The following is an 11,692-nucleotide window of genomic DNA, read 5'->3' on the forward strand; positions in this document are numbered from 1 at the left end:
GCGTCAGTCGTCCACGCCGTGGCCGCGTTTCGGCACGAGCACCGTGCGCTCGAAGCTGATCACCTCGGTGCCGTCGCCCTTCCGGCCGGTGGTGCGCACGGTCACGATGCCTTGCGTGGGCCGGCTTGCGGATTCGCGCTTGCCGAGCACGGTGGATTCCGCATAGAGCGTGTCGCCGCAGAACACCGGCGCGGTGAGCTTGATGTCGTTCCAGCCGAGGTTGCCGATGGCCTTCTGGCTCACATCGCTCACGCTCATGCCGACGACGATCGAGAGCGTCAGGCAACTGTTGACCAGTGCACGGCCGAACTCCGACTTCGACGCGTATTCGTTGTCGAAGTGCAGCGGATGCGTGTTCATGGTGAGCAGCGTGAACCAGATGTTGTCGTTCTCGGTCACGGTACGGCCGGGGCGGTGTTCGTAGGTGTGGCCGACTTCGAAGTCCTCGAAGTAGCGGCCGAAGCTTTCCCTGAAGCGGTTGGGCGAGGTTTCAACGGTGGTGCGGGTCATGATTTCAGTTCGTCGAGAAGATGGTGGTGTTGGTCGAGCGCGGGCGAATCCAGGTCGTACTCGGCCGGCTCGTCGAGAAAGCGGATCGGGCTGGCGATGTGCGGACGCCCCTCCGCGTCGCGCAGCACCATGCCGCGCGCGAGCAGGTGCGGGTCCTGCAGCGCCTCGGGCAGGGTGTTGACCGGGCCGAAGCACACATCGAGCGACGAGAGCCGCTCTTCCCAGTCGCGCCGGGTGCGCTGGCGAAACGTCTGTTCAAGGAAGTCCGTCAACGGCTGCTGGTGTGCACCGGGGCCGCGCAGGCAGAGCGGTGCGAGATCTGGTCGCTCCAGCGCGGCGAGCAGCGCATGGATGAACTTCGGCTCCTGCCCCGCGAGCGCGATGCGGCCGCCGTCGCTCGTTTCGTAGATGCGATAGAAGGCGCTGCCGCCGGTGGTGCGCTCCAGCTTCGGATCGGGCTGGCGCCCTTCCGCGAAGGTTGGCCCGAGGACGTTGCGCAGCGCTGCGGCCATGCAGTCCATCATCGAGATGTCGATGCGATCGCCCTTGCCGGTTGTCTGCCGCCGCAGCAATGCCATGAGCACGCCCGACAGCCCTTGCAGGCCCGCGAGCAGATCCGCCACCGGCACGCCGGGAATGGCGGGGCTCCCGTCGCGCCCGACGTTGAGGCTCAGCACGCCGGTCAATGCCTCCACCGCGAGGTCGTGTGCGGGCCGGCTGGCGTAGGGTCCGTCCTGCCCGAACGCACTGATCGAGCAATAGACAAGACCGGGATTGCGCGCGCGCAGCGATTCGTAGTCGAAGCCGAGCCGTTCTGCCACGCCGGGCCGGAACGATTCGAGGAACACGTCGGCGCTCTCGACGAGGTCGAAAAGCGCAGCGCGCCCCTCGTCTGTCTTGAGGTCGAGCACGATGCTCTTCTTGCCGCGGTTGAGATTGCGAAAGAACACGGTGTGCGGCCCGTCGGCGAGACCGATGTGCCGGCCGGGATCGCCTTCGCCGGGCTGCTCGACCTTGATGACCTCGGCGCCGTGGTCAGCCATCTCCAGCGAAAGGTAAGGGCCGGGCAGGAAGTTCGTCAGGTCGATCACGCGGATGCCGTGCAGCTTCATGCAGCGGGCCCTTCGAGTTCGCCTGCGGGGATCACGTCGTCCGTATCGGCACCGAGTGGCGAGCAGGCACGCAGCGCAGGCCTCAGGCCGTCGAACTTCAGCGGATTCGCGAGCAGCCGCAGCGATGGCTTCGCGGGGTGTTCGACCTCGGCGAGCATCCCGCTCTCGCGGAAGAAGTCGGACTCCAGCGCATCGGAAAGACTGCGCACCGGCGCCACCGGCAGAACGCCTTGCAGTCGTGACAGCCAATGGCTGGTCGGCTGGCGCCGGAACTCCGCATCCAGAGCCTGGGTGAGCTTGCCGCGGTTTTCGTTTCGCGCGGCAGCGGTGCCGAACTCCGGCGCAGCGGCGAGATCGTGGCGTCCGAGCACGTCCACCAGCGCCTCCCAGAACTTCTGGGTCATGCACATGACGAAGATCCAGCCGTCCGCCGTCGGAAAGGTCTGCACCGGTGCGAGCGAGTAGTGCCCGCTGCGCTCCTGCCGGCTCGCGACATGGCCTTCGTTGAGCAGCCATGTTGCGGCGTACCCAAGCTGGTGGAGCGCCACGTCGAAGAGGCTCGTGTCCACGTCGCAGCCCTGGCCCGTCTCGCGTGCGCGCAGCAGCGCGGAGAGCAGGCCGATCATCGAGGTCATGCCGGTCATGTGGTCGACGATCGAAGGCGCACCGACGCGCGCGGGCGGCGTGTCCGGCTCGCCGGTGAGATGCATCAGGCCCGTCTCCGCCTGCATCAGGTAGTCGTAGCCCGGCCATGCCGCGCGGCTGTTGTCGCGGCCATAGGCAGAGATGTGCACGCAGACGATCGCCGGATTCAGCGGCGACAGGTCTTCGTATTCCAGACCGAGCCGCCCGGCCTGGTCGCCACGCAGATTGTTCAGCACCACGTCGGCGTCGCGCACTAGTTCTTCGAACGCGGCGCGGCCTTCGGGCGTCTTGATGTCGAGCGCGACGCTGCGCTTGTTGGTGTTCCAGCCCTGGAAGTACTGGCTGTCGCTCTCGCCGAGAAAGTAGGGGCCGGTGTGACGCGAAGGGTCGCCCCGCGTGGCGGGGTTCTCGATCTTGATCACGTCCGCGCCCAGGTGAGCGAGGAACATGGTGCCGTAGGGCCCCGCGCCGAACTGCTCCACCGCCAGGACGCGAACGCCCTGCAGTGGAAGCTGCGCCGGCCGCGGGCGCGCGCGTTCGCTCTTGCCGAGGTCTGCGCTCATGCTGCGGGGTTCCTCTTGATCCACTGCTTGGAGATGATGATCCGCTGCATCTCGTTCGTGCCTTCGCCGATGCAGGTCAGCGGCGCGTCGCGGTACAGGCGCTCGATGTCGTATTCCTTCGAGTAGCCGTAGGCGCCGTGGATGCGCATCGATTCGGTGCTGTTCTCCAGCGCGGCTTCGGAGGAGAAGTACTTCGCCATGCCGGCCTCCATGTCGCAGCGCTCGCCGCGATCGAAGCTCGCGGCCGCATCGAGCGTGAGCAGCCGCGCCGCGCGTGCGCGCGTTGCCATCTCGCCGAGCTTGAGCGCGATCGCCTGGTGCTCCGCGATCGGCTTGCCGAAGGTCTTGCGGATCTGCGCGTATTCCGTTGCCAGGCGCAGCGCGCCTTCGGCGATGCCCACGCCGCGCGACGCCACGTTGATGCGGCCCAGCTCCAGCCCGCCGGTGGCCTGATAGAAGCCCTGGCCTTCCACGCCGCCGATCAGATGCTCGGCGGAAAGCCGGTAGCCATCGGCCACCAGCTCGCCGCTGTCGATGGCCTTGTAGCCCAGCTTGGGCAGCTTGCGACTGCTGGAGAAGCCCGGGCCCTTGGGCGCGATGAACAGGCTCATGCCCTTGTGGCGCGGCTGGGCGTCCGGGTTGGTCTTCACCAGCAGCGCGAAGCACGAGCCTTCGACCGAGTTCGTGATCCAGGTCTTGGTGCCGTTGATGACGTAGTGGTCGCCGTCCTTGCGCGCCGTCATGCGGATGCCTTGCAGGTCGGTGCCAGCGTCCGGCTCGGTCAGCGCGAGGCCGCCACGCACCTCGCCGGAGGCCAGCTTCGGCAGCCAGTGATTCTTCTGCTCCGGCGTTCCGAACTTCTCGATGGCCAGGGCGAGCATCAGGTGCGAATTGAAGATGCCGGTGACTGCCATCCAGACCGAGGAGATCCGCATGACGATCTTGGCGTAGGTACTGGCGGGAAGGCCGAGTCCACCGTATTCGGTGCCTACGGTGGCGCCGAACAGGCCGAGCTCCTTCATTTCTTCGACGATGTGTGTCGGATAGCGATCGGCGTGATCGAACTCGCGCACGACGTCAGGAGTGAGCGAGCGCTCGATCCAGCGATCGATGGCGGCAAGCAGTTCGGCTTCGTCGGAGGCGGAGATCGTGCGATGTGTGTGTTCAGCGTGCATGTAGCATTTTCCTCAAGATGTACGGACAACTATATTGGATTGGAAATTGCCTTGTCAACGCAAGAAGACAGTGATTGCAATGGCTATTTGCTGCGGGTAAACCCTGCAAACGGGATCGATTGATAGGAATAACATCCTTCTTGTCCGTACAACATGTGCGAAGCGTTGAGTTTCGAAAGGATTTCCATGAACAACCTGGCCGACCTTCCCTCGGATGCCGCGAAGCTGCGGTTTTCAATGAGGAACCTGCCCCTGCTGGAAGGCGGGGCCACGATGGACCTGCTCGGCCTTGCGCCGGCACTGTGGGCGCATTCCAAGGTGTATTCGACCGGTGGCGAGAACGCGCTGCACAGCCACGACATCGAGGACCACGTCTTCCTGATCCTGCAGGGCGAAGCGACCTTCCACTTCGGCGACGGCAGCACGACCGACGTTCGCGCCTTCGAGGGCGTGACCGTCCCGCGCGGAACGCGCTACCGCTTCCATGCCAATGAGGCTGGCGGCAATCTGGTGATGTTCCGCGTCGGCGCGGCGCTGGTGAAGGACTCGTCGGATCTCGATCCGAAGTTCGCCATCCCGCGCGAAGCTCTTCAGAGCCGAAGCGATTCGCAGGGGCAGTACGCCGCGGGCGATGCCAAGAAGAACGGCGTGGCATCGCAGCCCACTGTCTTCAAGCCAGGCGCGTTCTTCGCCGCCGACTGAGACCCACAACACGGAGACAAACATGCAACGTCGAACTCTCTTGCGCGCGACAGGCGCGGGCCTGGCAGCGTATGCGTCGGGCGCGGCTTTCGCGCAGTCCTTTCCCACACGCACCATCACGCTGCTGGTGCCCTATGCGGCGGGCGGCAACGCCGACCTGACCGCCCGCCTGTTCGCGGATGCGCTGTCTAGGAGCATCGGCCAGCCGGTGGTCGTGGACAACCGCGCCGGCGGCGGTGGCGCGATCGGCGCGAACCATGTGATCGGCTCGCGCCCCGACGGCTACACCCTGCTGTTCTCCGCGCCCAGCGTGTTCTCCGTCACGCCGCACCTCGTCAAGGTCAACTACGGGATGAACAGCATCCGCCCCGTCGCGCTCGTGAGCAAGACGCCGCTCGTGCTGGTCGTGAAGAAGTCGAGCAAATACAAGTCGCTCGCCGATCTCGTTCAGGCGGCCAAGGCGAGCCCGGGCGGCGTCGCGATGGGCTACAGCGGCCTCGGCACGCCCAACCACCTCGCGATGCTTAACCTCGAATCGGTGGCGCAGGTGCGTTTCAACGGCATCGCCTACAAGGGATCGGGTCCGATGCTGCAGGACATGCTCGCGGGACAGATCGAAGTCGCAGCGGACCAGATCTCCACGTCAAAGCCGTACATCGAATCCGGCGACCTGCTGCCGATCGCGGTGTTCGGTGCGCGCATGCCCTCGCTGGGCGAGGTGCCTTCCGTGTCGACGCTGGGGCCGGAGCCTTTCGACGTCACCACCTACCTCGGTATTGCTGCGCCTTCTGCCACGCCGGACGCCGTGGTGGCGGAACTCCAGAAGGCAACTGCGAAGGCGCTGGAGGACGAGCGCTTCAAGGCTGGCATGTCGAAGCTTGGCGTCTTCGTGCAGAACGGCACGGGCCAGGACTACGATCGCCTGATGCGCAACGAGAACGACTTCATGGCCAAGATGGTGGCGTCGGGCCGCGTCAAGCCGGAATAGGGCAAGGCGTGTCATCACATTCATCGCGCGATCGCTTCGAGGTGGACCCGCCGCCCGATGCGCAACCGCATCCGCCGCGCAGCTTCATGCTGCCACGTGGTGCGGTCGACACGCATGCGCATGTCATCGGCACCGAGTACATCGAATCGCGAAGCTATACGCCGCATCCTGCGCCGGCGTCGGAGTATCTGCGGATGCTCGACGGCACCGGCATGACTTACGGCGTGCTGATCCAGGTGAGCGTGCATGGCACAGACAACAGCCTGATGCTGCAGGCGCTGCAAGCGAATCGCGAGCGTTTGCGCGGCATCGCCGTCACTGCCCCGGACCTCGGCGATGCAGGGTGGCGCGCTCTGAAGGAAGCCGGCGTCGTCGGGCTTCGCCTGAACACCACGACTGGTGGCGGCGTGGGCGTTGCATCCCTCGCGGACTATGAGGCCGTCTGCATGGAACTCGGCTGGCACCTGCAGTTCCTGGTCGAGCCCGAACGCATCCCGGTGCTTGCGCCGAAGATTTCGCGCCTGCGGGTTCCGGCGGTGTTCGATCACATGGGCTACGTGCGGCCGGAACTGGCTGATGCGGAAGCAGGGCGCACGCTTCTGTCGTTGGTCCGTGATGGCGCGTGGGTGAAGCTCTCCGGCGCCTTCCGTCTTTCGCAGTCCGGTGCGCCGTACGAAGACATGTTGCCCTTCACCGCTGCGCTGGCCGAGGCCGCGCCGTCGCGTTGCGTGTGGGGCTCCGACTGGCCGCATGTGAGCTTTCGCGGTCGGATGCCCAATCCGGGTGATCTTCTCGATGTGCTGGCGCGTGCGGTGCCGGATGCCGCCGCCAGGGACGCCGTCCTCGCGGGCAATCCGCAGCGGCTCTACGGATTCCCGACCCCAGCGGCCTGAGCCGCTCAGGCGGCCGCGGCTTCTGCGCGCGAGAGGATGCCGCGGGCGCGCTCGAGCAGCGGCTTGTCCACCATCTGGCCTTCGAAGCTGAGCGCGCCGCCTGATGTGGATGCCGCCGCGGCAAGCACGCCGCGCGCCCATGCGACGGCCTTGTCGTCCGGCGCGAACGCCGCCCGCACCGACGCGATCTGCGCGGGATGAATGCAGAGCTTCGATGCGAAACCCAGGCGGCGCGCGCGCAGCGCTTCGCTCGACACCACATCCAGGTCCTTCACAGCGAGCGAGACCCCGTCGACCGGCGCCGCAATGCCGGCCAGCTTCGATGCCAGCACGAGCTCGGAACGGGCGAACAGCAGTTCATCCCCGTCCCCCTCGATGCCGAGATCCTGCTGAAAGTCGACGGAGCCAAAGGCAAGTTGAGCCACGCCAGCGCATCGTGCCAGCTCGCGCGCCACGGCCAATCCCTTTGCGGTCTCGACGAGCGGGACGATGCGACGCGCGGCTCGCACTGCCGCGATGCCCTCGACTGTTTCTGCCTTGGGGAGCATGACGGCGGCGACGCCGGGCAGCGACAGGAGCGCGCAATCCTCCGCGAACCATTCGGTGTCGATGCCGTTGATGCGCACGCAGGCCTTGAACACACCACTTGCCAGTGCCGCACGCGCGTGCTCTCTGGCTGCGGCTTTGTGATCGACACCTACCGCGTCTTCAAGGTCGAGCACAACGATGTCGGCGCCGCTCCCCGCTGCTTTGGAAAAACGCTCCGGCCTGTCTGCAGGAACGAAGAGGTAGGTGACGGGTGTTGTGGTGTTCATGGTGATGCGGATCATATCCTTTATTGTCCGTACAACATTGAGACGAAGCATAGTGGGCCGCTACACGCAGGGTTTTCTCTATAAGCCGTTGACATCGACCCATTCGAGCGCGCATAGTCAAAGTTGTTCGTACAAATAGCGAGGACTTCCGGCAATGCAGACGCAACTTGAAAGTGGTCAATCCTTCGACAACTACATCGCAGGCCGATCGGTCGCGAGCCTCAGTGGCCAGCGCTTCGAAAGCATCAACCCGGCGAATGGCCAGGCGTGGGGCTCGTTCGCGGAATCGGATCGCGATGACGTGGATCTCGCGGTCGCTGCCGCGCGCGACGCACTCGCGGGTGCGTGGGGCAAGCTGTCTCCCACGCGCCGCGGGCGCCTGCTCATGGCGTGGGGCGAGAAGATCGCAGCCCGCAGCGAAAAGATCGCCCGTCTCGAATCCGCGCAGAACGGCAAGCTGCTCGCGGAGATGAAGGCCCAGGCCAACGTGGTCAAGGAGTGGCTCTACTACTTCGGCGGACTCGCCGACAAGATCGAAGGCCGCGTGATCCCTATCGAGCGGCAGAGTGTCCTCAACTACACGCTGCGCGAGCCACTTGGCGTGATCGGGGTGATCGTTCCGTGGAACTCGCCGACCTTCCTCACCATCATGAGCTGCGCGCCCGCACTGGCCGCAGGCAACACGGTGGTGCTGAAGCCTTCCGAAGTGACTTCGGCATCAGCCTTCGAGTTGGCGCGACTGGCTGAAGAAGCCGGCATTCCGCCGGGCGTCATCAACGTGGTGACCGGCGCGCGTGCTGTCGGCGAAGCACTGGTGAACCACGAGGGCGTGGCCAAGATCTGCTTCACCGGCAGCGACAGCGCAGGCCGCGCGATCGCGTCGCAGGCAGGCGCGCGGCTTGCGAGCTGCACGCTCGAACTCGGTGGCAAGAGCCCGAACATCGTGTTCGGCGATGCGCTGGTCGACAACGCGGTGGTCGGCCTGCTGTCGGGCATCTTTGCCGCTGCAGGGCAGACTTGCATTGCCGGCTCGCGTGCCTACGTGCACGAGAGCATCTATGACGAAGTGGTGGACCGGCTCGTGCAGCGCGCCAAGGGCATCCGGCTCGGCGATCCACTGGCGCCGGATACGCAGATGGGACCGGCCGCCACCGCGATGCAGTTGCGCAAGAACGAGAGCATGGTGGCGAAGGCAGTCGATGCGGGCGCGCAAATCCTGCACGGTGGTCGCCGCGCCAGCGTGCCGGGGCTGGAGCAGGGCTTCTTCTTCGAGCCGACCATCCTTCATCGGCTGGCCGCGGACAACCCGATCATGCAGGAGGAGGTCTTCGGACCGGTGCTCGCGGTGACGCCGTTCCGCGACGACGACGAGGTCGTTGCGTTGGCCAACGGCACCAAGTTCGGCCTTGCTGCCGGCGTGTGGACGCGCGAGCTGCGCCGCGCCCATTCGATGGCGCGGCGCCTGCAAGCCGGCACCGTGTGGATCAACACCTATCGCGCGATGGCCTTCAACTCGCCCTTCGGCGGCTACAAGGACAGCGGGATCGGCCGCGTCAACGGCATGGAGTCGGTGGACCAGTTCCTGCAGACGAAGAGCGTCTGGTGCGAGACCAGCGACGAGATCCAGGATCCGTTCGTGCTGAAGGTCTGAGGGCATGGAACGTATGGAACAGCTCACTGTGGCCGAGGTGATCGCGCAGGCCTGCGCGGCACAAGGCGTGAAGCGCGCCTTCGGCGTTCCTGGTGGCGGCAGCTCGCTCGATCTGATCGAAGCGTTTGCGGGCGTCGGCATTGAATTCCAGCTTTGCCGCACCGAAACCGGCGCCGCGCTGATGGCTGCTGCGGACGCCGAGATCCGCAACGGCTTTGGCGTGGCGATCGCAACGCAGGGGCCGGGCGCGGCGAGTGCAATGAACGGGCTCGCACACGCATCGCTCGATCGTGCACCGGTGCTCTTCATCAGCGACGGCTGGACACCGGCGCAGCTGGCCGGCGATACGCATCAGGTGTTCGACCAGCACGCGATGTCTTCACCGGTGGTGAAGGCCGCGTCCCGCCTCGAGTCGGATGACCCGGCGGGTGAACTCGATGCGGTGATCGGCAGCATGCTCGCGCCGCCGTGGGGCCCGTCGCACATCGTGCTCACTGGAGAGAACGCAAAGCGGCGGGTGAGCGCTTCGGCTCTCTCTCGCAGTGTGCAGGGCGCTGCGCCACCGGCAATGCAGATCCATGGCGACGCCGCGGGGCTGCTTGCATCGGCCGCACGACCCGTGCTGCTGGTGGGGCTGGAAGCACGCGACAACGGTGCTGCCGCGCACATCGCCGAGATCGCGACGCGCCTGCGCTGCCCAGTCCTCACTACCTACAAGGCCAAGGGCATCGTCAGCGACGATTCGGAGTGGCTCGTCGGTCACGTGACCGGCGGCGCGGCCGAATCGCCGTGCATCGAGTCCGCCGACCTCATCGTGCTCTGCGGGTTCGATCCGGTGGAACTCATCGGCAAGCCCTGGCCCTACCGCGCACTGGTTGTCGATGTCGCGCTTTACGCGCATCCGGTGCACTGCCTGAAGCCGGCCGCGGGCATCTATGGCCCCCTGGCCGCGGGTCTGGAGTCGCTGCTTCCGGCATGCCGGGCTTCGGACTGGCGCGAGGACGAGATCGCGGACCTGCGCTCGGCAATGTACGAGCGGCTGTCGTACGAAGGCGAGGGGCCGGGCCTGTCGCCGCAACGCGTGGTCGAGAAGGCCATGCAGGCCGCCGCACCGCAGCGCCCTGCCATCACCGTCGATGCCGGTGCGCACATGTTCTCGGCGATGGCCTTCTGGCAGGCCAAGGCCCAAGGCACCGCGCTCATCTCAAACGGCCTCGCAACGATGGCGTTCGCGCTGCCGGCCGGCATCGCGAGTGCTCTGCATGCGCCTGAAGTGCCGACGATCGTCTTCACCGGCGACGGCGGTCTGATGATGTGCGCGGGCGAACTCGCCACCGCCGCGCAAAGCGGCGCGCGCGTGTGCATCGTGGTGTTCAACGACGGCGCCTTGTCCCTCATCGCACTGAAGCAGCGCAACCGCGGCATGGCGCACGCGGGCGTCGACTGGCCGCACGCCGATTTCGCGGCGGTTGCGCGCGGCTTTGGTCTGCGCGCCTTCACAGCCCGAACCGAAGCCGAGTACGAGAGCGCATTGCAGGACGCACTCGCCGGCAACGGCCCCAGCCTCATCGACGTGCACGTCGATCCCAGCGGCTATCGAGCGCAGGCCAAGGCGCTGCGCGGCTGACACGCCTTCATTCAAGACAACCACAAGGAGATAGAGATGATCAGATGTATTCGCGGCGTCCTCGCCGCAGCATTGGGGCTCACGTTGCTGACGGCCAGCGCGCAGACCGCGCAACCGAACTGGCCGACGAAGTCCGTGCGCTGGATCGTGCCCTTCGCGGCAGGCGGCACCGCCGACGCCACGGCGCGGCACATTGCGCAGAAGCTCACCGAGAAGTGGGGCCAGCAGGTGGTGGTCGACAACAAGCCGGGCGCGAACACCATCATCGCGGCCGTCGATGCTGCGCGCGCTGCGCCGGACGGCTACACGCTGTTCCAGCCGATCAACTCGACGCTGACCGTCAACCAGTTCGCGGTGACGAAACTGCCGTACGACGCGCTCAAGGACTTCACGCCGATCGGGATGATCGCGTCGGTGCCGCTGATCTTCGTGGCCAACGACACGCTGCCGGCCAAGTCGATGAACGATCTGGTCGCGCTTGCGAAGAAGTCGCCCGACACCGTGACGATGGGCGGTGGCGTGGTCGGGGTGCAGCTCGCCGCCGAGCGCTTCATGCGGGACGCGGGCGTGAACGTCCGCTATGTGGCCTACAAGAGCGGCGCGGATGTGACCAAGGGGCTGCTCTCCAGCGAGATCCAGTCGGGCCTCGATGGCGTGCCGGCCTATCCGCCGTTCCTCAAGTCGGGCAAGCTGCGTGCGCTTGCCACCAACAGCCCGAAGCGCATCGCGTCGCTGCCCGATGTGCCGACGCTGAACGAGTTGGGCTTCAAGAATTCCGAAGCGCCGATGTGGCATGCGCTCATGGCGCTCGCCGGATTGCCGGCCCCCATCCAGAAGAAGATCGCGCAGGACCTGCAGGCGGTGCTCGAGCAGCCCGATCTGCGCGAGAAGATGTCGGCGCTCGGCCTCGAAGCCTCGTGGCTGCCGGCCGATGAGCTCGTGAAGCTCATCAAGACCGAGTCGGCCAACATGGGCCCGCTCGTCAAGGACCTCGGCATCCGGATGGAGTGA

The 11,692-nt window shown here is 66.1% G+C and carries 11 protein-coding genes; 6 read left to right on the forward strand and 5 right to left on the reverse strand.

All coding sequences use genetic code 11. The features are described from left to right. Positions 1–3: 3 nt before the first annotated feature. Genes FHW64_RS26545 through FHW64_RS26560 form a run of 4 tightly spaced genes read right to left on the reverse strand, consistent with a single transcriptional unit; the run spans position 4 to position 4,005 of the window. The gene (locus FHW64_RS26545; RefSeq protein WP_184531233.1) at positions 4–510 is read right to left on the reverse strand and encodes a MaoC family dehydratase; all 507 of its coding nucleotides are present in this window, start codon (positions 508–510) and stop codon (positions 4–6) included. Then, entirely contained in the window at positions 507–1,622 is a 1,116-nt protein-coding gene (locus FHW64_RS26550) for a CaiB/BaiF CoA-transferase family protein (protein ID WP_184531234.1), read from the reverse strand. The genes FHW64_RS26545 and FHW64_RS26550 overlap by 4 nt, the downstream gene beginning before the upstream one ends. After that, complete coding sequence (locus FHW64_RS26555) at positions 1,619–2,830, reverse strand: CaiB/BaiF CoA-transferase family protein (RefSeq protein ID WP_184531235.1); 1,212 nt, start codon at positions 2,828–2,830, stop codon at positions 1,619–1,621. The genes FHW64_RS26550 and FHW64_RS26555 overlap by 4 nt, the downstream gene beginning before the upstream one ends. Further along, positions 2,827–4,005, reverse strand: a complete 1,179-nt coding sequence (locus FHW64_RS26560; RefSeq protein ID WP_184531236.1) for an acyl-CoA dehydrogenase family protein — start codon at positions 4,003–4,005, stop codon at positions 2,827–2,829. Before FHW64_RS26560 ends, FHW64_RS26555 begins: the two co-directional genes overlap by 4 nt. Before the next feature lie 186 nt (positions 4,006–4,191). On the opposite strand from FHW64_RS26560, the gene FHW64_RS26565 reads away from it, so the two are divergent. Genes FHW64_RS26565 through FHW64_RS26575 form a run of 3 tightly spaced genes read left to right on the forward strand, consistent with a single transcriptional unit; the run spans position 4,192 to position 6,588 of the window. Next, positions 4,192–4,707 carry a cupin domain-containing protein gene (locus FHW64_RS26565; RefSeq protein WP_184531237.1) on the forward strand — a complete coding sequence of 172 codons (516 nt, stop codon included), beginning with the start codon at positions 4,192–4,194 and terminating at the stop codon, positions 4,705–4,707. 22 nt (positions 4,708–4,729) lie between these two features. Next, a complete protein-coding gene (locus FHW64_RS26570) occupies positions 4,730–5,695 on the forward strand; it encodes a tripartite tricarboxylate transporter substrate binding protein (protein WP_184531238.1) in 966 nt (321 codons plus the stop codon). Between the two features lie 8 nt (positions 5,696–5,703). After that, on the forward strand, positions 5,704–6,588 hold the full coding sequence (locus tag FHW64_RS26575; protein ID WP_311733366.1) for an amidohydrolase family protein: 885 nt from the start codon (positions 5,704–5,706) through the stop codon (positions 6,586–6,588). Positions 6,589–6,593: 5 nt separating this feature from the next. Here FHW64_RS26575 and FHW64_RS26580 read toward each other — a convergent pair whose 3' ends face one another. Next, positions 6,594–7,454 (reverse strand): CoA ester lyase, encoded by an 861-nt coding sequence (locus tag FHW64_RS26580; protein ID WP_260306378.1) that lies wholly within the window; start codon positions 7,452–7,454, stop codon positions 6,594–6,596. Positions 7,455–7,557: 103 nt separating this feature from the next. On the opposite strand from FHW64_RS26580, the gene FHW64_RS26585 reads away from it, so the two are divergent. Genes FHW64_RS26585 through FHW64_RS26595 form a run of 3 tightly spaced genes read left to right on the forward strand, consistent with a single transcriptional unit; the run spans position 7,558 to position 11,692 of the window. Beyond that, on the forward strand, positions 7,558–9,054 hold the full coding sequence (locus tag FHW64_RS26585) for an aldehyde dehydrogenase (RefSeq protein WP_184531239.1): 1,497 nt from the start codon (positions 7,558–7,560) through the stop codon (positions 9,052–9,054). 4 nt (positions 9,055–9,058) lie between these two features. After that, positions 9,059–10,681 (forward strand): thiamine pyrophosphate-binding protein, encoded by a 1,623-nt coding sequence (locus tag FHW64_RS26590; protein WP_184531240.1) that lies wholly within the window; start codon positions 9,059–9,061, stop codon positions 10,679–10,681. 36 nt (positions 10,682–10,717) lie between these two features. Further along, entirely contained in the window at positions 10,718–11,692 is a 975-nt protein-coding gene (locus FHW64_RS26595) for a tripartite tricarboxylate transporter substrate binding protein (protein WP_184531241.1), read from the forward strand.

It is taken from the genome of Variovorax sp. Sphag1AA (genome assembly GCF_014192575.1).
Taxonomy (GTDB): domain Bacteria; phylum Pseudomonadota; class Gammaproteobacteria; order Burkholderiales; family Burkholderiaceae_C; genus Variovorax.